This window comes from Allobosea sp. P2_B12 (assembly GCF_056404835.1).
The window spans coordinates 117,489-138,886 of sequence record NZ_JBFUDG010000002.1; the positions used below are offsets into that span (position 1 = coordinate 117,489).

Annotated in this window: 20 protein-coding genes; 6 read left to right on the plus strand and 14 right to left on the minus strand. The window is 65.5% G+C overall.

Annotated elements, in window-relative coordinates; all coding sequences use genetic code 11:
* Positions 1 to 213: 213 nt before the first annotated feature.
* On the plus strand, positions 214 to 1,722 hold the full coding sequence (locus tag AC1DYU_RS05800) for a sensor histidine kinase (protein WP_476790802.1): 1,509 nt from the start codon (positions 214 to 216) through the stop codon (positions 1,720 to 1,722).
* Between the two features lie 30 nt (positions 1,723 to 1,752).
* On the opposite strand, the gene AC1DYU_RS05805 is transcribed toward AC1DYU_RS05800, so the two are convergent.
* Both AC1DYU_RS05805 and AC1DYU_RS05810 read right to left on the minus strand, forming a co-directional pair.
* Positions 1,753 to 2,439, minus strand: a complete 687-nt coding sequence (locus AC1DYU_RS05805) for a glutathione S-transferase family protein (RefSeq protein ID WP_476790803.1) — start codon at positions 2,437 to 2,439, stop codon at positions 1,753 to 1,755.
* 51 nt (positions 2,440 to 2,490) lie between these two features.
* Entirely contained in the window at positions 2,491 to 3,237 is a 747-nt protein-coding gene (locus tag AC1DYU_RS05810; RefSeq protein WP_476790804.1) for a haloacid dehalogenase type II, read from the minus strand.
* Positions 3,238 to 3,341: 104 nt separating this feature from the next.
* On the opposite strand from AC1DYU_RS05810, the gene gpmI reads away from it, so the two are divergent.
* Positions 3,342 to 4,856 carry a 2,3-bisphosphoglycerate-independent phosphoglycerate mutase gene (gene gpmI / locus AC1DYU_RS05815; protein WP_476790805.1) on the plus strand — a complete coding sequence of 505 codons (1,515 nt, stop codon included), beginning with the start codon at positions 3,342 to 3,344 and terminating at the stop codon, positions 4,854 to 4,856.
* A gap of 74 nt (positions 4,857 to 4,930) precedes the next feature.
* Here the strand turns inward: gpmI and AC1DYU_RS05820 are convergent, their stop codons facing one another.
* From AC1DYU_RS05820 to AC1DYU_RS05830, 3 genes are all read right to left on the minus strand, one after another.
* On the minus strand, positions 4,931 to 5,785 hold the full coding sequence (locus AC1DYU_RS05820; RefSeq protein ID WP_476790806.1) for an outer membrane protein: 855 nt from the start codon (positions 5,783 to 5,785) through the stop codon (positions 4,931 to 4,933).
* A 401-nt stretch (positions 5,786 to 6,186) separates the two neighbouring features.
* The gene (glmM, locus tag AC1DYU_RS05825; RefSeq protein WP_158484273.1) at positions 6,187 to 7,530 is read right to left on the minus strand and encodes a phosphoglucosamine mutase; all 1,344 of its coding nucleotides are present in this window, start codon (positions 7,528 to 7,530) and stop codon (positions 6,187 to 6,189) included.
* A 174-nt stretch (positions 7,531 to 7,704) separates the two neighbouring features.
* Positions 7,705 to 8,742, minus strand: a complete 1,038-nt coding sequence (locus tag AC1DYU_RS05830; RefSeq protein WP_158484272.1) for an L-idonate 5-dehydrogenase — start codon at positions 8,740 to 8,742, stop codon at positions 7,705 to 7,707.
* A gap of 148 nt (positions 8,743 to 8,890) precedes the next feature.
* Between AC1DYU_RS05830 and AC1DYU_RS05835 the strand changes: the two genes are divergently transcribed.
* Positions 8,891 to 9,658 carry an SDR family NAD(P)-dependent oxidoreductase gene (locus AC1DYU_RS05835; RefSeq protein WP_476790807.1) on the plus strand — a complete coding sequence of 256 codons (768 nt, stop codon included), beginning with the start codon at positions 8,891 to 8,893 and terminating at the stop codon, positions 9,656 to 9,658.
* A gap of 164 nt (positions 9,659 to 9,822) precedes the next feature.
* On the opposite strand, the gene AC1DYU_RS05840 is transcribed toward AC1DYU_RS05835, so the two are convergent.
* From AC1DYU_RS05840 to AC1DYU_RS05880, 9 genes are all read right to left on the minus strand, one after another.
* Positions 9,823 to 11,811, minus strand: a complete 1,989-nt coding sequence (locus tag AC1DYU_RS05840; protein ID WP_476790808.1) for a hypothetical protein — start codon at positions 11,809 to 11,811, stop codon at positions 9,823 to 9,825.
* A 54-nt stretch (positions 11,812 to 11,865) separates the two neighbouring features.
* The gene (locus AC1DYU_RS05845; protein ID WP_476790809.1) at positions 11,866 to 12,291 is read right to left on the minus strand and encodes a low affinity iron permease family protein; all 426 of its coding nucleotides are present in this window, start codon (positions 12,289 to 12,291) and stop codon (positions 11,866 to 11,868) included.
* Between the two features lie 111 nt (positions 12,292 to 12,402).
* Positions 12,403 to 12,702: a hypothetical protein gene (locus AC1DYU_RS05850; protein WP_158484268.1), complete on the minus strand. Its 300-nt coding sequence runs from the start codon at positions 12,700 to 12,702 to the stop codon at positions 12,403 to 12,405.
* 50 nt (positions 12,703 to 12,752) lie between these two features.
* Positions 12,753 to 13,586: an S-formylglutathione hydrolase gene (gene fghA, locus AC1DYU_RS05855; protein ID WP_476790810.1), complete on the minus strand. Its 834-nt coding sequence runs from the start codon at positions 13,584 to 13,586 to the stop codon at positions 12,753 to 12,755.
* Between the two features lie 191 nt (positions 13,587 to 13,777).
* Entirely contained in the window at positions 13,778 to 14,890 is a 1,113-nt protein-coding gene (locus AC1DYU_RS05860) for an S-(hydroxymethyl)glutathione dehydrogenase/class III alcohol dehydrogenase (RefSeq protein ID WP_476790811.1), read from the minus strand.
* Between the two features lie 24 nt (positions 14,891 to 14,914).
* The gene (locus AC1DYU_RS05865; protein WP_158484265.1) at positions 14,915 to 15,199 is read right to left on the minus strand and encodes a metal-sensing transcriptional repressor; all 285 of its coding nucleotides are present in this window, start codon (positions 15,197 to 15,199) and stop codon (positions 14,915 to 14,917) included.
* A gap of 118 nt (positions 15,200 to 15,317) precedes the next feature.
* Positions 15,318 to 15,575: a hypothetical protein gene (locus AC1DYU_RS05870; RefSeq protein ID WP_158484264.1), complete on the minus strand. Its 258-nt coding sequence runs from the start codon at positions 15,573 to 15,575 to the stop codon at positions 15,318 to 15,320.
* 118 nt (positions 15,576 to 15,693) lie between these two features.
* Positions 15,694 to 16,596 (minus strand): hypothetical protein, encoded by a 903-nt coding sequence (locus AC1DYU_RS05875; RefSeq protein ID WP_476790812.1) that lies wholly within the window; start codon positions 16,594 to 16,596, stop codon positions 15,694 to 15,696.
* A gap of 185 nt (positions 16,597 to 16,781) precedes the next feature.
* Positions 16,782 to 17,348 (minus strand): NUDIX hydrolase, encoded by a 567-nt coding sequence (locus tag AC1DYU_RS05880; RefSeq protein WP_476790813.1) that lies wholly within the window; start codon positions 17,346 to 17,348, stop codon positions 16,782 to 16,784.
* 346 nt (positions 17,349 to 17,694) lie between these two features.
* On the opposite strand from AC1DYU_RS05880, the gene AC1DYU_RS05885 reads away from it, so the two are divergent.
* The 3 genes from AC1DYU_RS05885 to AC1DYU_RS05895 are packed head-to-tail and all read left to right on the plus strand — an operon-like array spanning position 17,695 to position 20,582.
* The gene (locus tag AC1DYU_RS05885) at positions 17,695 to 18,687 is read left to right on the plus strand and encodes a TRAP transporter substrate-binding protein (RefSeq protein WP_476790814.1); all 993 of its coding nucleotides are present in this window, start codon (positions 17,695 to 17,697) and stop codon (positions 18,685 to 18,687) included.
* Positions 18,688 to 18,747: 60 nt separating this feature from the next.
* A complete protein-coding gene (locus AC1DYU_RS05890; protein ID WP_476790815.1) occupies positions 18,748 to 19,266 on the plus strand; it encodes a TRAP transporter small permease in 519 nt (172 codons plus the stop codon).
* Positions 19,263 to 20,582, plus strand: a complete 1,320-nt coding sequence (locus AC1DYU_RS05895; RefSeq protein ID WP_476790816.1) for a TRAP transporter large permease — start codon at positions 19,263 to 19,265, stop codon at positions 20,580 to 20,582. Before AC1DYU_RS05890 ends, AC1DYU_RS05895 begins: the two co-directional genes overlap by 4 nt.
* The last annotated feature ends 816 nt before the right edge of the window (positions 20,583 to 21,398 follow it).

Sequence of the window (21,398 nt, forward strand, 5' to 3'; positions counted from 1 at the left end):
TTGCGGCACGCAAGCGTTGTGACGGGAGCGCGAAGCTTTGCAAAGATCGCCATGTCTTTTGATGTGCCTGGAGGCGGCGCGGCCTGCTAGTGCTGCGGGCACGTCGGCACGGGCTTGCCGGGCGCTGCAGAGGCTGGCATCAGCATGCTGGCGTCGCAATGGACTGGACTCGGAAACACCAAGCGCATGTCGGTCGGCTCGGGGAAAAACGGCATGGCTGAGCGATCGTGGCCGGTCGGCGGCGGCGAAGTCGGGGCCAAGTTGCGCGCATGGGCCGGGGGAGAGACCGGGCTCGGCCCGCCCCCGCAATGGCCGGAGCGCCTGAAATCGGCGTTGCAGGTCGCGCTCGCTTCACCGACTCCGATGGTGCTGTTCTGGGGACCGTCGGGCATTCTGCTCTACAACGATGCGTATGGCGTCATCGCCGGCGCCAAGCACCCCGCCATTCTCGGCCGCAGCGTGTTCGATGCCTGGCCGGAGGTGGTCGACCTGCATCGCGAGGTGATGCAGGTCGTCTTCGGCGGCGAATCACGGTCCTATCGAGACCTGCCGCTGGTTCTGCACCGCAACGGCGTGGCGGAGGATGTCTGGCTGAATGTCGATTACAGCCCGATCTTCGACGACAGCGGGGCCGTGCTCGGCGTGCTGGCCGTCGTCATCGAGACGACGACGCTGGTCGGCGCCCAGCGCGAGCGCGACGCGGCCGAGCAGGCGCTGCGCCGCCGCGAGCGGGAACTGGCGCAGGTCCAGAAGATCGGCAAGGTCGGTGGGCTGGAGGTCGATCTCCGCGACGGCTTCCGCAACAGGCGCTCGCCGGAATATCTGCTGATCCACGGGCTGCCGCCCGAAGCCGAGCATGAGAGCCATGAGGATTGGGTCCGCCGCATCCATCCGCAGGAGCGGTCCATGGTCGAAAGCCATTTCCTCGAGACGGTTTCGGGGACGGCGCGGGATTACCAGATCGAGTACAGGATCGTGCGTCCGTCGGACGGGGCGGTGCGCTGGATCTCGGCGCTGGCGCAGATCGAACGTGACGAGAGTGGGCGGGCGACCCGGCTGATCGGAGCGCATCTCGACATCACCGAGCGCAAGGAGGCCGAGGCGCAGCAGCGGCTGCTGATGCAGGAACTGGCGCATCGCGTGAAGAACACGCTGGCGATGATCCAGGCCATCGCCTCGCAGACCCTGCGCGGCGCCACCTCCCTGGAGGCCGCCAACGAGACGTTCAGCGCGCGGCTAGCGGCGCTGTCGCGGGCCCATGACCTGCTCGTCGCCGGCCAGAAGGCCAATGCCCCGATGGCGGGCATCGCCGAGAGCGTCGTCGGTATCCAGGGCGATTCGCAGCGCTTCACGATCGGCGGTCCCGATATCGTGGTCGGCCCGAGGCCCGCGCTGGCGCTGACCCTCGTGCTGCATGAACTCGCGACCAATGCCGTCAAATATGGCGCGCTGTCGAACCAGACGGGCAGGGTCACCCTGTCATGGCGCATCGACGAGATCGAGGGCGTGTCGCATTTCCGCCTGCGCTGGCAGGAGAGCGGCGGGCCGCCTGTCGCCCCGCCGTCCCGGCGCGGCTTCGGCTCGCGCCTGATCGAACGGACCTTCCCGTCGCAAGGGGGTAGGGCGGAGAGCGCCTATCTGCCGACCGGCCTCGTCTTCACCCTCGATGCACCGCTCGACGCCCTCAAGGACGGCGATGGCGAGAACGGGGAGCAGGGCTGACACCAGCGCCTCTGCTCCCGCCGGGGGGCGCTATACAGCGAGATGAGCGTTCTGCGGGAACAGGAACTTGCGCGCCTCGTCGTCGAAATCGGTCTTGAAGGCGAAGGCGTCCTTCAGCGCGACGGCGCGCTGGGCTGCCGGGCGGGTCGAGATCTCGTCGAGATGGCGCTTCACATTCGGGAATTTCGCGGCCCAGTCCTCGCCGACGGCGAAGGACAGCCGCGTCGCCCAGCCCCAGACCGACATGTCGATCAGAGTGTAGGCGTCACCGAGCATGTAGCGGTGCTTGCCAAGCTGCGCATCGATGATCCCCCAGTGACGCTCGGCCTCGCGGGCATAGCGGTTGATCGCATAGGGGAGCTTTTCCGGGGCGAAGCGGGAGAAATGGACGGCCTGGCCACAATAGGGACCGATGCCGGTGGCGACGAACATCAGCCAGGAGAGCATCTCGCCGCGCGCCTTCGGCGTGTTCTCGGGAAGGAACTGGCCGGTCTTCTCGGCGAGGTAGAGCAGGATCGCGTTGCTGTCGAAGATCGTGGCGTCGCCGTCGGTCAGGGCAGGCGTCTTGGCGTTGGGGTTGATCGCCAGGAAGTCCGGCTTGAACTGCTCGCCCTTGCGGGTGTCGACCGGCACCATCTCGTAGGGCAGCCCGGTCTCTTCGAGGAAGAGGGCGATCTTCGCCGGGTTGGGCGAGGGGTGGTAGTAGAACTTGATCATCTGCGGGCTCCTTGGACGGCTGGCTCACCGCAAGACGGCTCATCCTGAAGCTCAGTCGCCGTGAGCGGCGGCATAGGAGACGAGATCGGTCAGGGCGGCAATGGTCAAATCTGCATCGAAGCCCAGCTGTTCGGGCCGCATCCGCAGGGCCTTGAACATCAGGCCGGGCCCGATCGTGCCGGCGCCGTCGAGCTCGCTTTGCAGGGTCCCCTGGGGAATGCGCGCGATTCGGGCGACGCGGAAGCCATGGGCCTTGGCGCCGGCGATGTCGAAGCCGTTGGAGGAGACGAAGAGGATCTCATCGCGCTCCAGTCCCAGCCGCGTCTCGACATGGCGGTAGCCGCGCGGGTCGGGCTTGTAGACGCCGATCTCGTCGACGCTGATCACGGTCTCCAAAAGCTCCGCGATGCCGGCCTGGGCGACGAGCCGCTCCAGCATGGCCGGGCTGCCGTTGGAGAAGATCGCAAGCCGCAAGGGCGCCAGTTGCTCGAGCGCTTGCCGCGCCTCCGGATAGAGCGCCAGCGCGTCATAGGCCTCGGCGATCGTCGCGACGAGTTCCGGCGTCGCGGTCAGGCCCAGCGTCTCCAGCGTATAGGCAAGCGAGTCCTGCGTGATGGTCCAGAAATCCTCGTAGCGACCCATCACGGCGCGAAGCCAGGTGTATTCGAGCTGCTTCAAACGCCAGATCTGGGTGATGACCTCGCCATGGCCGGGGAAGGCGGCAGCGATGACGCCGGCGACCGACTGCACATCGAAGAGCGTGCCATAGGCATCGAAAACCAGAGCCTTGATCGCCATGCCTGCTCTCCCAAGGGGTCTCGCCTGTTTTCTTAGCACTCGCATTCCCGCTCGGCGGCATGATACTCGCACAACAGTTTTCACGAATGCTCACAGGTCGCTCGATGTCGCTTCGCCCCGTCATGCTGATGATCCTCGATGGCTGGGGCTGGCGCGAGGAAACTGAGAACAACGCGGTTCGTCTGGCGCATACCCCGAATTTCGACCGGCTCTGGGCCAGTTCGCCGCGCGCCTTCCTGAAGACCTCTGGGCTCGATGTCGGCCTGCCGCCGGGCCAGATGGGCAATTCCGAGGTCGGCCACCTGAATCTCGGCGCCGGACGCGTGGTGATGCAGGACCTGCCGCGCATCAACCAGGCGATCGAGGACGGCTCGATCGCCGGAGCGCTCGACGCCTCCGGGCTCATCGCCGCGCTCAAGGCGAGCGGCGGCGCCTGCCATCTGCTCGGGCTGGTCTCGCCCGGCGGCGTGCATGCGCATCAGGACCACGCGGTTGCGCTGGCCCGTATCCTGATCGAGCAGGGCATCCCGGTGCGCGTCCATATCTTCACCGACGGGCGCGATACGCCGCCGCAATCGGCGGCCGGCTTCATCGCCGACTTCATCGCCGCGCTGCCGCCGCAGGCGGTGATCGCGACGGTGTGCGGCCGCTATTTCGCGATGGACCGTGACAACCGCTGGGAGCGCGTCGAGCAGGCCTGGCGTGCGATGGTGCTGGGCGAGGGCCACGCCTTCGCCGACGCGCCTGCCGCGATCGCGAGCGCCTATGCCGGAGCCGTCAATGACGAGTTCATCAAGCCTGCCGTAATCGGTGGATATGGCGGCATGCGCGATGGCGACGGGCTGATGAGCTTCAACTTCCGCTCCGACCGCATCCGCGAAATCCTCGATGCGGTGCTGTTTGCCGATTTCGCCGGTTTCGCGCGATCGCGCCGGCCGCTGCTGGCGAAGGCCGTCAGCATGACCTCCTACAGCGCCGAACTCGATACCATGATGCCGGCGCTGTTTGCGTCGCAGACGCTGGCGAACGGGCTTGGCGAGACGGTGGCGAAGGCCGGCCTGGCGCAGGTCCATATGGCGGAGACGGAGAAATATCCGCACGTCACCTATTTCTTCAATGGCGGCGAGGAGACGCCCTATCCGCGCGAGGACCGCATCATGGTGCCGTCGCCGAAGGTCGCGACCTATGACCTGCAGCCGGAGATGTCGGCGCCGGAACTGACCGACCGCGCCGTCGAGGCGATCGAGTCAGGCCGCTACGACCTCGTCGTGCTGAACTTCGCCAACCCGGACATGGTCGGGCATACCGGCATCCTGGCGGCCGCGATCACGGCGGTCGAGACGGTCGATGCCGGGCTCGGACGGATCGCTGACGCGATCGCGCGGGCAGGCGGGGCGATGCTGGTCACCGCCGATCATGGCAATTGCGAGTTGATGGTCGATCCGGTGACGGGCGCGCCGCACACGGCCCATACCACCAATCCGGTGCCGGTCATGGTCGTCGGCAGCGCCGCGGCCGGGCTTGCGGATGGCCGTCTCGCCGATGTCGCGCCGACGTTGCTGGCGCTGCTGGGCATCGCCCAGCCGGTCGAGATGACGGGCCGGTCGCTGCTGCGCTGAGTGCGTTGCCGATCAGCGGAAACGAAAAACGACGCGGACCGGGGTCCGCGCCGTCGGGATTGTCTGCCGTCGTTTCAGTATTTGCGGACGGTCGGCTGAGGCGCGTAGATCGGGCGCTCGACCGGGCCGCAGCAATCCGGATCGCCGAAGTTCCAGCGCATGCCGATCTTGATGTCGTGGCTCTCGATGTCCTTGGCCTTCAGCGGGGCCTGGACCTGCCCGGTAAAGGCATTGATCAGGCGACCGGACTGAGCATCGCCGAGGTTGAGGTAGCGATAGCCGAGTTCGAGCGTGAGGTTCTTGTTCACCTCGTAGCCGACGCCGGCCATGAGCGCCCAGGCGAGATCGGTCTTTGTGCCGCTGTTGGCGTAGCCCAGCGTCGCACCGGAGAAGTTACCCAGCAGCGCGCCCTGATCGGTCAGTCCGCTGATGCGGTTCTGCGTAAAGCCGATACCGGCGCCGATATAAGGCGTCAGGCAATTCCAGGTGCCGAGGTCGAAATATCCGTTGAACAGCGTGACCAGTGAGGTCAGGTTGCCCTTGTAGGTGTTGGTCTGGTTGCCGTTGTTGAACGGGTTGAAGACGATGTCGTTTACCCCGATCGAGCTCGATCCGCGAAACTCGCCGGTCACGTCGAAGCGCAGCCAGTTGTTGAAGCGGTAGCCGACGCCGAGCCCGCCGAAAAAGGCGGCGTTGTCGCTTTTGCCGAAGAAATGTCCGCCGAACTGCGCGACATCGTCCTGATGATATTTTCCGATGCTCTGCGAGCCGACGCCGATGTCGCCGCGCAGATAGACGCCGCTGCTGATCGTGCCCCGCAGTGCCGGCGCCTCGGGTGGCGGCGGCGGATAAGCGAGATCGGCGGCGGTGGCGGCGGACGCCCCGAGCGCCAAGGCGCCTGCCAGCGCAAAAGTTTTCAGGCTGCCCATGGCAGTGTCCCTCGAGTTTGCGCGGCGCAGAGAACGCAGCCCGCGCGTGTTACCGACAGGACAACCATGCTCGCAATTTCTTAAACGAGGCTTAACCTTAGGAATTAACCTCAAGAAAGTCTGAAAGGGCCCCGAATACCTGCTGAGACGCTAGGGCGGACGGGGATGCCGCAGGGGCTTGCGTGCTCGGACGCTATCGCGTCTCGTAAAAGATGCCATCGTCCTGGGCGCGGCCCTCGGGTCCGATCTTTGATCGGCCCAAGGATAAACTCCGCGGAGGTCCGGGAGCCATTCCGGAGCTTTTCTGACAAGGCCTCAGGCATGGATTCCGGATCGGCGCCGCTGACGCGGCTTGTCCGGGATGACCCGCGCTTTTTAAGATCCGCGTGGGGCAGGGCGTATCAGGCCGCCGCCTTCGTTACGGCGTCTACGATGTCGTCGACGGCGCGCATGACCAGGTCGCGATCGTCGCCTTCGGCCATGACGCGGATCACCGGCTCGGTGCCTGAAGGTCGGATGACGAGGCGGCCGCTCTCGCCCAGCATCTGCCGCGCCGCCTCGATGGCGGTCACGACCGGCTTTTCCTTGAGGGGCTGGCCCTGCTTGTAGCGGACGTTCTTGAGGATCTGCGGCAGCGGCTCGAAGGCGTGGCAGACCTCGGAGACCGGGCGGTCCTGGCGCTTGACCGCGGCCATCAGCTGCAGCGCCGCGACGAGACCGTCTCCTGTCGTGCCGAAATCGGAGAGGATGATGTGGCCGGACTGCTCGCCACCGAGATTGAAGCCGTGGCTGCGCATGTGCTCGAGCACATAGCGGTCGCCGACGGCGGTGCGGGCGAGGCTGAGGCCCAGCCCCGAAAGATAGCGTTCCAGACCCAGATTGGACATCACCGTCGCGACGATTCCGGGTTGCGACAGGCGCCCGTCCTCCTGCCAGCTGCGGGCGATCACCGCCATGAGCTGGTCGCCATCGACGACCTGGCCCAATTCGTCGACGATCAGGACGCGGTCGGCGTCGCCGTCGAGCGCGATGCCGATATCGGCGCGCAGCTCCCTCACCTTGGCGATCAGCGCGTCGGGTGCGGTCGAGCCGACATCCTTGTTGATGTTGAATCCATCAGGCTCGACGCCGATGGAAATGACCTCTGCGCCGAGTTCCCAGAGCGCCTCGGGGGCGACCTTGTAGCCGGCGCCATTGGCGCAATCGATGACGATGCGCAGGCCTTCCAGGCTCATATTGCGGGGCAGGGTCCGTTTGGCGAACTCGATATAGCGCGCATGGGCGCTCTCGATGCGCTTGGCGCGGCCGAGCGTCGGCGAGGTCGAGAGGCGCGGCGAGAGGTCGGAATCGATCAGCTTGGAGATCTCGCTCTCGACCTCGTCGCTGAGCTTGTAGCCGTCGGGACCGAACAGCTTGATCCCGTTGTCCTCGTAAGGATTGTGCGAGGCGGAGATCATCACGCCGAGATCGGCACGCATCGAGCGCGTCAGCATGGCCACGGCCGGCGTCGGCATCGGGCCGAGCAGCATCACATCCATGCCGACGGAGGTGAAGCCTGCCACCATTGCGTATTCGATCATGTAGCCCGAGAGCCGGGTGTCCTTGCCGATCACGACGCGGTGGCGGTGGTCGCCGCGATGGAAGGCGAGGCCCGTCGCCTGGCCGACCTTGAGGGCAAGATCCGGCGTGATCACGCCATTGGCGCGGCCACGGATGCCGTCGGTCCCGAAATATTTGCGTGTCATTCTGCTTGTCCAAATCGGGCGGTGAGCCCGTTCCGGCGCGATTTATAGCGGGGAATTGGTTTCTGCCTTCTCACGATTTGTGACGGATCGTAGACGGCGGGGGAGAAGAGGCCTCCGCCTTGCCATTCCGGGCTCTTCGCTGCGCGAAGCCCCGGAATGACGGCGGGGTTAGCTTCACCCGAAGGCGAGCTGCACCTTCATCGCGCGCGACTTGTCGGCAGCGAGGTCGAAGGCCTCGATTGCGCGCTCAACGGGGATCGTGGCGGTCAACAGTGGCGAGAGGTCGATCGTCTTCGAGCCGATCATCGCCACCGCCCAGTCGAACTCCTCATGGAAACGGAACGAGCCGCGCAGGTCGAACTCCTTGGCGACGACGACGTTCATCGGGAGGGTGAAATTGCCGCCGACGCCGATCTGCACGATCGTCCCGCCCGAGCGCAGCACGTCGAAGGCGCCGGTCAATGCGTGCTGGTTGCCCGAGGCCTCGAACATCACGTCGAAGGCGCCTTTCTCGGCGCCGTACTCCGCCTTCAACCGGTCGGGCTCGGCCATGACGTTGATCGCGCGCGTGGCGCCCATCTTCAGCGCGGTCGGCAAGGGTCCATCGACGACGTCGGTCGCGACGATCTCGGCGGCTCCGGCCGCCTTGGCGGCGACAATGGCGAGGATGCCGATCGGGCCCGAGCCGGTGACGAGCACGCGCTTGCCGAGCAGCGGGCCGGCGCGCTTGGCTGCGTGCAGGCAGACCGCCAGCGGCTCGGCGAAGGCGGCTTCTGCCGCCGTGACATGGTCGGCGACCTTCACCGCCTGCCGCTCCTCGACGACCAGCATCTCGCGGAAGCCGCCCTGGACATGGGGGAAGCGCATCGCGCTGCCATAGAACAGCATGTCGGTGCAGTGCTGCTGCAGGCCCATCTGGCAGTAGCGGCAATGGCCGCAGGCGCGGCTCGGATTGACCGCGACGCGGTCTCCGACCTTCACGCGCGTCACCTCGGCGCCGATCGATTCGACGCGGCCGGCGATCTCGTGGCCGAGGATCAGCGGCTCGCGAACCCGGATCGTCCCGAAGCCGCCATGCAGGTAATAGTGCAGGTCGGAGCCGCAGATGCCGCCGGCCTCGATCTTGACGCGGACCTGCTGGGGGCCGGGTTCGCCGATGGCGACCTCGTCGACGCGAAGGTCCTTCTCGGCATGGATGACGACGGCGCGCATGGCGGCTTCTCCCTGAGAGGGGTGGCTGCCGCCCCTCCTCATTGTCCTGGTTCGATTGTCTAATCGTTTGAAAGATGCTTACCGAAAGCAGCGGCTCCGGCGCAAACCCAAACTGCCGCGCACGCATCGTCTCAAGCGAGGATCGGCCATGTCTTTGTCGCTGTTCAGTCTTGAGGGCAAGATCGCCCTCGTCACCGGCTCAGGCCAGGGCATCGGGCTGGCGCTCGCAGACGGGCTGTCGGAAGCCGGCGCGCATGTCGTGCTGAACGGCCGCGACAGGGCCAAGCTGGAGCGGGCGGCCCAGGCGATGTCGGCGGCGGGCCGCAAGGTCTCGGTCGCGCCCTTCGATGTCACCGACCACGCTGCCGTCGAGGCGGGCGTCGCGAAGATCGAAAGCGAGGTCGGGCCGATCGACATCCTGATCAACAATGCCGGCATGCAGATGCGCGCGCCGATCACCGAGTTCCCGGTCGAAGGCTGGCATCAGGTGATGGCGACGAACCTGCATTCGGTGTTCTACGTCACGCAGGCCGTGACCAAGCGGATGGTGCCGCGCAAGCGTGGCAAGGTGATCAGCATCGGCTCGGTGATGAGTGAGCTCGGTCGCGCCACCATCATCCCCTACACCGCCTCCAAGGGCGCGGTGAAGATGATGACGCGCGGGCTCGCCGCCGAACTCGGCAAGCACAACATCCAGGCCAATGCGATCGGGCCGGGCTATTTCACCACCGAGATCAACAAGGCCCTCATCGCCGACGAGGCCTTCACCGCCTGGGTCTGCAGCCGCACACCGGCCGGACGCTGGGGCGAGACCAAGGAACTGGTCGGGGCGGCGATCTTCCTGTCCTCGGCGGCGTCGGATTACGTCAACGGCCATCTGCTGATGGTCGATGGCGGGCTGACGGCGGTGGTGTAGCTCTCCGGCGATCCTTGGTTGGGAAGCTCTTCGTCATCCTGGACAAGCGGCGCAGCCGCGCAGTTCCGGGATCCATCGGAGGGCGCAGCGCTCTACGATGGATCCCGGGACGCCCTTCGGGCGCCCAGGATGACGGGGTGGTTCCGAGGCCAAACGGGGACCGTTCACTGCCTTTTCCCCTGCGGATCGGGGTGACCGTCGATGCGCATCTGGAACAGGAAATAGGTCGGCGAGCAGAAGCCGTAATCCTTGACGACACTGGCCGCGCCCGGCACGTCGTCGGGGATCGCCTGGCACATATAGTCCTCGCGACAGAAGCTGGTCGCGCTGCAGGTGCCGCGGTTGCCGCGCGTTACGGCCTTGGCGAGGCAGGAATCGAAGTCATTGGTCGCGACGCAATCGTCGAAGGCCTTGCCGCCGGCGAGCCCGCAGATTTCGGGCGGGACCTTGCCGCCGGCAAAGCCCGAGAAGCTCCGGTCCGCGGCGCTGCACTGGCGATAGGCCATGCCGCCGGGCACGCCGATCTTCGCGGGGCGGCAGTTGAAGGCGGTCTGCGAGAAGCCGGGTGCAAAAGCGCCGAACTGGCCGGTCTGCGTGTAGCGGTCGAGATAGGGTTTGCCCGTGGCCGTGCTGATCAGACCGGTCAGGCAGGGCTGGCCGGAAAAGTTGCGGGCTTCCTCCAGCCGCAGGCATTGTCCCAACTCCAGCCCGACGGACGGGTTGGCGACGATCGCCTTGCAGGTGGTCCCGCTGCCGCAGGTCCAGCCTTCGCCGAAGGTCGCGCGCGCAGCGTCCGTCAAACAGGGCATGGTCGCCGCCGCCGGACGATAAGAGAAGGCGCGTCCTGGCTGCCATTGCGCCGGCGGGGCGAAGGAGAGCGGGCGGTAGCGATCGGGCTCGCGGCCGGCGGCGACCGCCTCGATATAGGCGGCGCGGCGGAAGCTCTCGGCGTGGGCATGCGGCGAGACGCCGGTCTTGATCCGGTTCAGCGCCGAGGTTGAGGCATCGTCGAGCCCGAACATATGGAAGCCGGCCGTGGCGTTGGCCTGATGGCAGCCAATGCAGGTGCCGTTGTCGAGCCGCTCGATCACGGCTCGCGTTGTCCTGACCAGCCGCGTGCCGCCGAGATCGAGACCGGCCAGCGCATCCGCCGCGAGCGCCTCGGTGAAGGGGTGGTTGGCGAGCCTGGCGCTGCCGAAGGTCGAATAGGAGATTGCCTTCGTCGCGAGGAAACGGTCGGGCAGGAGATAGACGCCCTGGTCGATCGCCGGGATGTGATTGTGGACGTAATCGACGAGGTCGCGGCGCAGCGCCTCGTCGCTTTTGAGGCGCACCACGTCGGGCGTGTTCTCGAGCGACTTCGGTATCAACGTCACAGTGCCGCCCGCCTGCGCGGCCGAAAAGACGCGCATCAGATAGGCCGCCTGCCCGCCGAACTGCGTCTCCATGCCGGAGGGGAAGCGGATGATCTGAGCATTGATCTCGATCTGCTTCAGCCTGAGCCGGCCGGGGGCGAGCGGGCCCTGGGCGAGCGCTTTGGCCTGAGCGGCCGGACCGGCGCCGTCCTGCGCGTGCAGCCAGAGAGCTGCGGCCTCCGCGCAATCCTGCGCAGGGCCTGCCGCCACGGAGAAGACCGCGTTCAGCGTGAAGGGCAGGCGCGAGGCGAGACGGCGTTTCAGCTTCGGGCTCTCGAAACTGTAGGCCAGCCGGTAGATCAGGCGCATCTCGCCGCAGCCCGCCTCGCCGCTCAGTGCTGCTATGTCACGCCGGTCGAGCCGGTTGACGACCGCCGTCAGGCGGAAATGTGCGATCGGCGAGTTCAGCCAGCCGAGATCGATGATGCGGCCGACATTGCCGTCGGTGACCTCATGGAGTTTGCGTCCATTGGCGGCCATCTCGGCCCGCAACGCGGTGACGTCGTCACGTACATGCTGGGCGAGCGTGCGATAGCCGGGACTGCTGCCGGCGAGATCGGCCGTCGTGGCGGCGGTTGGACTGCCGAGGATTGCGCCGAGAGAATAACCGTCGGCCTCGATCCGCCTGAGCGTGTCGGGATCCTGCAGGTCTGTGCGCACGGTGGGCGCCGCCTTCGTGGGTGTGCCCAGCGCACAGAGCGCCGCCAGCACGATCCCCAGCCGTCCCAAGCCGCGCATCCCAGGCTCTCCGCGCCATGGCCGAACCCGCCAGGCGCGCGACGATAGCCGGGGTCAGGAGTTGCCGTCCATAGTCGGTGGCGGGCCGGGATCGACGCCGCTGCGGGCCTTGCCGGCACGCGCCTCGAACTCCTTGCGGATCGCCTCGATCTTGTCCTCGTCGAGTTCTTCCAGATCCATCAGCTCCTCGCGGGCGCCCTCGATCTTCGACAGCAACTCATCGAGCTTGATCTGCATCGCAGCCGTATCGCGATTCTGGCTGTTCTGGATGATGAAGACCATCAGGAAGGTGATGATCGTGGTCGAGGTGTTGATCACCAGCTGCCAGGTGTCGTTGAACCCGAAGATCGGGCCCGAGGCGGCCCAGAGCACGATGACGGACAGCGCCACGAAGAATGTCTGCGGTTTGCCCGCCCAATGCGACGTCGCCTGAGACAGGCGCGTGAAGAGCGAGCGGCGCGGCGATTGCTGATTGGCCATGGCATGTCCTCTGGAGCGCCAGGTCGGCGTGCCGGATCAACCCGTGCGGGGCCGCTTGCGTTCCTCGGGCGGCTCAGGGCGCCATCAGCCGCGCCGAGAGCCTGTGTTCGATCATGACAGGTTGCCACCATAGAGCATCAGGACGCCGATGAAGAAAACGCCGCCGATCGCGGACAGAGCAAATCCGTGGCGCTGCCTAGCCTCGTCCTTATGGAAGCAGGCGATGACCAGGGTCAGGAGCGTCCATGTCCCAATGAAAACAAGCGTCAGGATCGTGACGACCAAGTTTTCGAGATCATATCCGCCACCGCCGATGGAGGGTGGACGAGGGGCTTCGGGCCAATGAACGATCAATGACAGGACAGCCAGCGGGACGACGAGCGTCGATAGCCAGACAAGAAATCCTCTCATTCTCACAACCGAAACTCCCAGACGGCAATTCTTCCAGGCGCACCGGGCCCCTAGCGAAGCCGCTCGGCATGCCAGGCGATGTGCTGGGCCATGAAGGTCGAGATGAAGTTGTAGGAGTGGTCGTAACCCTCGCGCATCTGCAGTTCGAGCGGAATGCCGGCAGTGGCGCAGGCGACATCCAGAAGCTGCGGCCGCAGGCCCTCATCGAGAAAGCCGTCGGCGGTGCCTTGGTCGACGAGCAAATCCCTGACGCGATGGCCGTCGGCGATCAGCAACGTCGCGTCGTAAGGACGCCAGCTGCGTTCGTCCGGCCCAAGATATTTCTCGAAAGCCGGGCGTGACCAGCCGGCGGTCGACGGCTGGGCGATTGGCGCGAAGGCGGAAACCGAGGTGTAGCGCTGCGGGTTCTTCAGCGCGAGCGTGATCGCGCCATGGCCGCCCATGGAATGGCCGAAGATGCCCTGGCGGCCCATATCGACCGGGAAATGCCTGGAGACGAGGTCCGGCAATTCGTCGCGGATATAGCTCTCCATCCGGTAATTCCTGGCATAGGGCTCCTGCGTGGCGTCGAGATAGAAGCCTGCGCCCGAGCCGAACTGCCAGTTATCCGGCTCGTCGGGAACGCCTTCGCCGCGAGGACTCGTATCCGGGCAGATGATGGCGATGCCGTTGGCGGCGGCGGCCGCGCGGTACTCGCCCTTGTCCATGACGTTCTGGTGCGAGCAGGTCAGCCCCGAGAGATACCAGAGCAGCGGAACCGGGCCGTCCTCGATCTGGTGCGGCAGGAAGATCGCGAAGGTCATCGGGCAGGCGCACGCCACGCTGTCATGGCGATAGACGCGCTGCGAGCCGCCGAAGGCTTTTGAGCTGGATAGGAGTTCCATGAGGGTGTCCTTTCGCTGGGCACGCAATCGCACCCTCCACCGTCATCCTGGCCGTAGCGAAGCGGAGTGCCGGGATCCATCATCGGGCTCCGAGGCGCCCGACGATGGATCCCGGAGCTGCGCGGCTTCGCCGCTTGTCCAGGATGACGCCGTGTTTCCGTGCCTTATGGATAAGGCCAGAAAGCGGCGTCTCAGTAGACCACCACGCTCCGGATCGACTTGCCCTCATGCATCAGGTCGAAGCCGGTGTTGATCTCGTCCAGGCTCAGCTTGTGGGTGATCAGGTCGTCGATGTTGATCTTGCCCTCCATGTACCAGTCGACGATCTTGGGCACGTCGGTGCGGCCGCGCGCGCCGCCGAAGGCCGTACCCTTCCAGACACGGCCGGTGACCAGCTGGAACGGGCGGGTGGCGATTTCCTTGCCGGCCTCGGCGACGCCGATGACGATCGATTCGCCCCAGCCGCGATGGCAGCATTCCAGCGCCTGGCGCATCACGTCGGTGTTGCCGGTGGCATCGAAGGAGAAATCCGCGCCGCCGCCGGTGAGATCGACGATCGCCTGCACGACCTTGTCGTTGCCGATCTCGCGCGGGTTGATGAAGTCGGTCATGCCGAACTTCTTCGCCATCTCCTGCCGGGCGGGATTGATGTCGACGCCGATGATCTTGTCGGCGCCGACCATGCGCGCCGCCTGCAGCACATTGAGGCCGATGCCGCCGAGCCCGAAGACGACGACATTGGCGCCGGGCCAGACCTTGGCCGTGTAGATCACCGCGCCGATGCCGGTCGTCACGCCGCAGCCGATATAGCAGATCTTGTCGAAGGGGGCATCCTCGCGAACCTTCGCCAGCGCGATTTCGGGCAGAATGGTGAAGTTCGCGAAGGTCGAGCAGCCCATATAGTGGAAAACCTCCCCGCCATCGCAGGAGAAGCGCGAGGTGCCGTCGGGCATTACGCCCTGGCCCTGGGTGGCGCGGATCGAGGTGCAGAGGTTGGTGCGGCGCGACAGGCAGCTTTTGCAACTCCGGCATTCCGGTGTGTAGAGCGGAATGACGTGGTCGCCGGCTTTCAGCGTGGTGACGCCGGCGCCGACCTCGCGCACGATACCGGCACCCTCATGGCCGAGGATCGCCGGGAACTTGCCTTCCGAATCGAGCCCTGACAGCGTGTAGGCGTCGGTGTGGCAGATACCGGTGGCCATCACCTCGACCAGGACCTCGCCGGCCTTGGGCCCGCCGATGTCGATGGTCTCGATGGTGAGCGGCTTGCCTGCTTCCCAGGCGACGGCGGCGCGGGTCTTCATCGGGTTTTCCTTCTTCTCGCGGCGTTATTTCAAATAGGGGCGGATGATACGCATGATCTGGGCGATTTCGGCGTCGCCATCCGCGATCGCGGCGGATCGATCGGTCGGAGCGTGCAGCGTCTCTCGCAGATGGCTTTCCAGCACCTCCGCCATCAGGCCGGTTGCCGCGCCACGCAGGGCCGCGATCTGCTGGAGCAGCGCGCCGCATTCGGCGCCGGCCTCCACCGCAAGCTCCAGAGCCTGGGCCTGGCCCTTGATCCGGCGCAGCCGAGCGATGGCGCGCCGCTTCTCCGATGGGGTATGGGGCATGGCGTCCCTATACTGGGAGGGAGTATCCTGCCGCAGGTTTAGGGCGTCGGGTCCGCGCCGTCAACGGAGCCTCGCGCAAGTGGTCGCTGCCCGACGCATTGCGATCTCGGCAAAAGGCTCAGCTCTGCCGCCTCGCGTCCAGAAAGGCTTTCCGGCGGCGGTATGATACGAAGGAGCGGGCGGCATAGCCCACCAGAATGCCGGCCGGGAGCAGTAAGAAGGCGCCCAACGGCCGGGCGAGCGCGGCGCCGACGACGATGCCGACCACCAATGTGGCGAACGCGTAGACCATCACCGTCTTGCGGGGATCACCGCCGGCAATGTGCGAGACCAGCGCGATGCGCGTTTGGTCGAGCCAGGTCTTGAAATGCTGCATGCTGCCCTCGGTCGAAGGACAGGCTTCTAACAGGCAGGTCTCGTTACTTCAATTTGGACCTATCAAGATCGTAAAGAGGGCTTTCGTTCAATCGTTGGCAAAAAGCCCTCTCCCATCTTCAGAAGCTGTAGGCCGCTTTCACCTTGACGAGATGCTGGCTGAAATTGGTCAGGTCGAGATCGCCGGGCTGGCCCTTCGCCTTGCCCGCGACCTGGATGTTGTAGGCGGCCGAGATCGCGAACTGCTTGCTCGCCTGCCAGAACACGCCCGGGCCGGCGAAGGTCGCGTAGCCGGCTTCCTTGCTGAAGCCGAGCGTGTTGTGGGCGCGCTGGTGGCGAACCTCGCCACTGAGATAGACGCCGTCGAGCACCTGCCAGGCGAGCGAGCCGCCGATGGTGAAGGTCGAGGAGCGGCCATAGGGGTCCGGACCCGTCCAGGTCAGGTCATGCGAGAGGTTGAGCGCGGCGTAGAGCTTGCCGGGGATCAGCGTCTTGTCGATGAAGAGGCGCAGGCCCGTGTTGTAGGTGGTGAAGCGCCCGGCGCCGTCGGGATCGGCGCGGTTGAAGCTCGGATCGATCACGGCGGTCAGGCCGATGCCGTGCATGTCGCGGCCGAGAATCTTGTATTTGGTCTCGATGCCGGCGCCGAAGCTGCGCTCATCGGCGCTGACGCCGCCGAAGGAGGCGTTGCTCATGCCACCGAGCAGATAGGGCCCGACCTCGAGGCAGGGCGCGAGGCCATAGGAACCCTGCAGCATCAGGCCATGGCTGTTGGAAGAGCCCAGGCGCGTGCCATAGGCGCCGCCATAGGTCAGGCTCGGGCCGAAAGAGCCGGGATCGGCGACGTCCGAGCCGGTGGTGAAGCCGAAGGCGTCGGTCGGGATACCCTCGCTCTCGGTGCAGGCGGAGACGGCCGGCGGCGCGGCTGGCGCCCCCTTGCGCGAGGGCAGGTCGGCGGCGAACGACAGGGTGGCCAGTGATGCCGAGGCGGCGAGAGCAAGGGCGAACGGCTTCAGCGGCATGGTCGGGCTCCAGTTGAGGCAGGCATTCTTATGCTTATGCAAATCATTTGCAATAGCGTCGTCGCGCTTTGATGGAGTGAAGATGCCTCAGAGCGAGGCCGTTCGCGAGAGCCGCGCGGTCGATTGAATGTAATAAAGTTACATGTTGCGGCAGTGCAACATCTCCGGCGCCGCAAGCGGGATCGTCAGGGTGGGCTGATGCCGCGCAGCCTCGCGAAGGCCGTCGGAGCGATTGCGGCGAGTTCGTCGACCGGCTTCCAGGCGGCAGCGTGGACCTCCTCGATCTGGGCGACGAGGGCTGAGGCTGGATCGGCGATGAACAGATATTGCAGGTCGTGATGGATATGGTCGGGCTCGCCCCGCGCCGGCTTGCCCGGCACGTCATGGCTGTCGATGGCGAAGGGCAGATCGCCGCCCCTGTGCCAGGGATGCAGGCGCAGACCTTGTACGCCGGTCTCCTCGACCGCCTCGCGCGCGGCGGATTCATGGAAGGTCGCCGCGTCCTCCCAATGGCCGCCCGGCTGGAGCCAGCGGCCGATCACGACATGGTCGATCAGCAGGATGCGGGCGTGGTCGGGCGAGAGCACGAAGGCGCTGGTCGTGACATGGCCGGGGAAGGTGTCGCGCCGGTCGAGCGCATGACCTTCCGCGATCTGCCAGCGCAGCAGCGAAAGATGCTCGCGCGGGGAGGCGATCTGCGCGCGGTAGCGGGTGACGGCCTCGATCAGGCGCGCGGGGAAGGTTGCGATCATGACTTTCGGGATAGCCGATTCGGCGAAGCCTTGCAGGCTTCCCTGGCTGAAGCCGGTGGATTTGCTTGATTCTGGCCGGGAGTTGTGGCTTTGAGCGCCGCTTGCTTTCAAGGCTACCCATATCCCGTGCCCGAAACCGGCCTCCCTGCCGCAGTCTCCTTCCGCCCGAGAGTCTCGGGCGCTGCGCTTCGCTCCGCCCGCGAACGACGCCCACGCCAAGTAAGTCCGGACGCGAAGTTACGTCTTCTCGGCAATTCCGAGTTCAACAAAGATGGCCAAAGCAGACTCGGTCTGACATTCTATCGGGAGCTCCCATCAGAGGGGCGTCTAGGGAGAGGAATGTGCCATGGAACGCAGAGATTTGCTTAAAGGCATCGGTGCGGTTGCAGCCACCATTGCCGCCCCGGCCATCGGTCGAGCCCAGTCCGTGCCGACGCTGGTCGGCGCCGTGCAGTTTGGCGACGCGCACCCCTTCACCCAAGGGCTGCTCAAATTCGAGGAGCGCGTGAAAGCGCTCTACAACAAGCCGATCAACTTCACGCTGCACAAGGATTCCTCGCTCGGGCTCGAGAAGCAGTATTTCGAGTACATGGCGCAGGGGAAGAACGTCGACTACGCGGTGGTCTCGCCCGCCCATATGTCGACCTTCGCCAAGGCCGCGCCGTTCATCGACGCGCCGTTCGTCTTCCGCGATTTCGCCCATATGGAAGCGGTGGTGAACAAGGGCCTGCTGACCCCGATCGCCGACGAGATCGAGAAGAAGGCCGGCGTGCGGCTGATCGGCTATGGCGGCGGCGGCGTCCGCAACCTGTTTGCCAGCAAGCCTCTGAAGAGCGTCGCGGAGATCAAGGGTCTCAAGGTGCGCGTCCAGGGTGCTCCGATCTGGTCACGCAGCTTCTCGGCCATCGGCATGTCGCCGACCGTGATCGCGTATAACGAGATCTACAACGCCATCCAGAACAACGTCATCTCGGCTGCCGAGAACGAGGCGGCCGGCATCGAGCAGATGAAGTTCTTCGAGGTCGCACCGAATATCCTGATGACCCAGCACGCCGTCTCGGTCAGGCCGATCTGCTTCTCGATGAAGACCATGGCGACCCTGCCCAAGGACCTGCAGGACGCCGTGATCCAGGCCGGCAAGGAAGCGGCGGATTACGAGCGCAAGGTCGAATCCAGCGGCGATTCCGAAATCCTCGTCAGGCTCGAGGCGGCAGGCCGGTTGAAGCGGATTCCGTTCGAGGACCGCGCCACCATGCAGAAGCTCGCCGAGCCGGTCATGCAGGCCTATGCGAAGGAAGTCGACGCCAGCGGCATCCAGACCGCCATCGCCGGCGTCTGAGCCCGTCAGCCCTGGGCGCGGCCGCGTCCGGGGCCTTCCCTTCCTGTGCGGGACCTCTCCATGAATGCCACTCTGTCTGGCAGGCTGAGCCTGTGGCGGCGCATGACGGCTGCCTATTCGCAGTTGCTGTCTGGTGTCGTCGTCTTGTCCGTCGGCATCCTGGTCGTGCCGGTGATGCTGCAGATCGTGTCGCGCTACACCGATCTGATCCCCTCCTATATCTGGACCGAGGAGTTGGCCCGCTTCCTGTTCATCTGGACGGTGATGATCGGCGCGATCCTGGGCGTGCGCGACTCCGCGCATTTCGACGTCGACCTGCTGCCGGATCTCGGCGAGCGCGGCAATGCCCTGATGCGCATCGTCGCGAAGCTCGGCATCCTGGCGATTGCCGTCATCTTCGTGATCGGCGGCATCGAGTTCACCAAATTCGCCTGGAACCGCACCTCGGAGCTCGCCGAGCTGCCGCTTTGGCTCATCCATATCGCCTGGCCGGTCGCAGGGCTGAGCTGGATCGCCTTCCTCGGCGAGCAGTTCCTCGATGATCTCCGCGTTCTCCTCGGAAAGGCCTCTAACCCATGACCGGCAGCGTCCTCTCCTCGGGGCAGGCTGCCTCTATTCTCTTCGGCTGTTTCTTTCTCGGCCTTTTCCTGCGGATTCCCGTCGCCTTCGCGCTGGGGCTCGCCTGTCTGCCGATCCTGATCATCGAGCCGCGGCTCGATACGATGACGCTGATGAGCGAGACGTTCAACGCGTTCAACTCCTTCATCCTGCTGGCCGTGCCGTTCTTCCTGCTGACGGCCAATCTGATGAATGTCGGTGGCGTCACCGACCGGCTGATGAGCCTGTCGCGGGCGCTGGTCGGGCATTTTCCCGGCGGCCTCGCGCAGATCAATGTGGTGCTGTCGATCTTCTTCGCCGGCATTTCCGGCTCCTCGACGGCGGATGCCGCGAGCCAGTCGAAGATCTTCATCGAAGCCCAGCGCAAGGAAGGCTACGACGACAGCTTCTCGGTGGCGATCACTGCCGTCTCGGCCGTGCTGGCGGTGATCATTCCGCCCTCGATCCTGATGATCGTCTGGGGCGGCATCCTGACGACGTCGATCGGCGCGCTGTTCCTCGCCGGCGTCATACCCGGCCTGCTGATCGGCGTCGCGCAGATGGCGACGGTGCATGCCTATGCCGTCAGGCGCGGTTACCCGACTTATCCGCGCTCCACCATCCGGCAGGTGCTGAAGGCGTTCGAGCATTCCGTCCTGGCGCTTCTGACGCCCGGCATCATCATCGGCGGCAAGGTCTTCGGCTGGTTCACCGCGACGGAATCGGCGGCGATCGCGGTGGTCTATGCGGCGTTCCTGTCGCTGATCGTGTATCGCGAGATGAACCTGAAGGGGCTCTACGCGGCCCTGCTGGACACCGGCAAGCTCGCCGGCGTGACGCTGTTCTGCGTCGGCACGGCGTCCGCCTTCGGCTGGCTCATGGCCTATTACAAGATGCCGCAGGCGATCCTGTCCGGCGTCTCCGCCTGGGGCATGGGCTTTTACGAAACCGGCTTCTTCATCGCCGGCATCTTCCTGCTCGTCGGCTGCTTCCTCGATGCGATTCCGGCGATCATCATCGTCGGGCCGATCCTCGCCCCCCTGGCCAAGACGGTGATGATGGACCCGGTCCATTTCGCCATGATCGGCATCGTCAGCCTCGCCTTCGGACTGGTGACGCCGCCTTACGGGCTGTGCCTGATGATCGCCTGCTCGGTGGCCGGCATCAGCATGCGCTCCGCGATCAAGGACACGATGATCATGCTGATGCCGATGCTGGTCGTGCTCGCCTTGATCATCATGTGGCCGAAAGTCTCGCTGTTCCTGCCCAGCCTGATCTCGCCGGAGTTTTTGAACTGATCGCTTAGTCGGGGAGCGAAGGGCGCCGTCATGCTCGGGCTTGACCCGAGCATCTCAGGACGAGAGGGCTCCGGTGCTGCCGCCTCGTCGTCCTGAGATTCTCGGGTCTGCGCTTCGCTTCGCCCGAGAATGACGCGGGCACACCAAATCCCCGCCCGCGCCGTCAGGCGCGGGCGTTCAAGATGAGGGGCAGCGGAGCGCCGCGAGGCGCGAGGGTATCAGTCCGCAACCATTGAGCCAGGCTGCGGCGCGGATGGATTGAGCCACCATCCGCACGCCCCGTGGCGCTCCGCTCATCGGCGATTTCAGTCTCCGGGCCGCGCTTATTAGGTCGGGCGGGCCTGCCCTGCCGTCCTGCGGCCTCAACGCCCCATAGGGTGCGCCACACCGCGGTGTCGGACCTGACCGCTTCCGCCGTCCCGTCCAGCGAGCTCCTCGCACAGGGGCCGTAGTACCCCCAGGGCGGTGCCCCGAAGCCTCCCGAGCCTGGCTTGTAAGACCAGCCGCAGGCGCCGACCCCATCCCCACCAACGGCATACCTCCGGATGGCTGCCCCTCGGGGACGAGGTGGTGGCAGGATAGGGCGAGTTAGAAGGGGCGGGGATATAAAAAGCGGATGGCGTCTCGCGCCAACATCGGGCCATGGGTACGCCATGCGAGTGGCATGCAATTTTCCGTTCGCCGGTGCACCGCCTTTTTGCAGGTGCGTGCATTCGCTTATGACGCGATAAATAAACTGGGAATTTTCGGCTGATCGATATTGTTAGAAATTTTGGCAACCATTCCGCGCGGCGGCAGTTCATCTTGCTCGGCCAA

Excerpts from the sequence above, each read along its gene's own strand:
- AC1DYU_RS05800 (WP_476790802.1), top strand. The coding sequence starts at position 214 with ATGGCTGAGCGATCGTGGCCGGTCGGCGGCGGCGAAGTCGGGGCCAAG.
- AC1DYU_RS05805 (WP_476790803.1), bottom strand. The coding sequence starts at position 2,439 with ATGATCAAGTTCTACTACCACCCCTCGCCCAACCCGGCGAAGATCGCC.
- AC1DYU_RS05810 (WP_476790804.1), bottom strand. The coding sequence starts at position 3,237 with ATGGCGATCAAGGCTCTGGTTTTCGATGCCTATGGCACGCTCTTCGAT.
- gpmI (WP_476790805.1), top strand. The coding sequence starts at position 3,342 with ATGTCGCTTCGCCCCGTCATGCTGATGATCCTCGATGGCTGGGGCTGG.
- AC1DYU_RS05820 (WP_476790806.1), bottom strand. The coding sequence starts at position 5,785 with ATGGGCAGCCTGAAAACTTTTGCGCTGGCAGGCGCCTTGGCGCTCGGG.
- glmM (WP_158484273.1), bottom strand. The coding sequence starts at position 7,530 with ATGACACGCAAATATTTCGGGACCGACGGCATCCGTGGCCGCGCCAAT.
- AC1DYU_RS05830 (WP_158484272.1), bottom strand. The coding sequence starts at position 8,742 with ATGCGCGCCGTCGTCATCCATGCCGAGAAGGACCTTCGCGTCGACGAG.
- AC1DYU_RS05835 (WP_476790807.1), top strand. The coding sequence starts at position 8,891 with ATGTCTTTGTCGCTGTTCAGTCTTGAGGGCAAGATCGCCCTCGTCACC.
- AC1DYU_RS05840 (WP_476790808.1), bottom strand. The coding sequence starts at position 11,811 with ATGCGCGGCTTGGGACGGCTGGGGATCGTGCTGGCGGCGCTCTGTGCG.
- AC1DYU_RS05845 (WP_476790809.1), bottom strand. The coding sequence starts at position 12,291 with ATGGCCAATCAGCAATCGCCGCGCCGCTCGCTCTTCACGCGCCTGTCT.
- AC1DYU_RS05850 (WP_158484268.1), bottom strand. The coding sequence starts at position 12,702 with ATGAGAGGATTTCTTGTCTGGCTATCGACGCTCGTCGTCCCGCTGGCT.
- fghA (WP_476790810.1), bottom strand. The coding sequence starts at position 13,586 with ATGGAACTCCTATCCAGCTCAAAAGCCTTCGGCGGCTCGCAGCGCGTC.
- AC1DYU_RS05860 (WP_476790811.1), bottom strand. The coding sequence starts at position 14,890 with ATGAAGACCCGCGCCGCCGTCGCCTGGGAAGCAGGCAAGCCGCTCACC.
- AC1DYU_RS05865 (WP_158484265.1), bottom strand. The coding sequence starts at position 15,199 with ATGCCCCATACCCCATCGGAGAAGCGGCGCGCCATCGCTCGGCTGCGC.
- AC1DYU_RS05870 (WP_158484264.1), bottom strand. The coding sequence starts at position 15,575 with ATGCAGCATTTCAAGACCTGGCTCGACCAAACGCGCATCGCGCTGGTC.
- AC1DYU_RS05875 (WP_476790812.1), bottom strand. The coding sequence starts at position 16,596 with ATGCCGCTGAAGCCGTTCGCCCTTGCTCTCGCCGCCTCGGCATCACTG.
- AC1DYU_RS05880 (WP_476790813.1), bottom strand. The coding sequence starts at position 17,348 with ATGATCGCAACCTTCCCCGCGCGCCTGATCGAGGCCGTCACCCGCTAC.
- AC1DYU_RS05885 (WP_476790814.1), top strand. The coding sequence starts at position 17,695 with ATGGAACGCAGAGATTTGCTTAAAGGCATCGGTGCGGTTGCAGCCACC.
- AC1DYU_RS05890 (WP_476790815.1), top strand. The coding sequence starts at position 18,748 with ATGAATGCCACTCTGTCTGGCAGGCTGAGCCTGTGGCGGCGCATGACG.
- AC1DYU_RS05895 (WP_476790816.1), top strand. The coding sequence starts at position 19,263 with ATGACCGGCAGCGTCCTCTCCTCGGGGCAGGCTGCCTCTATTCTCTTC.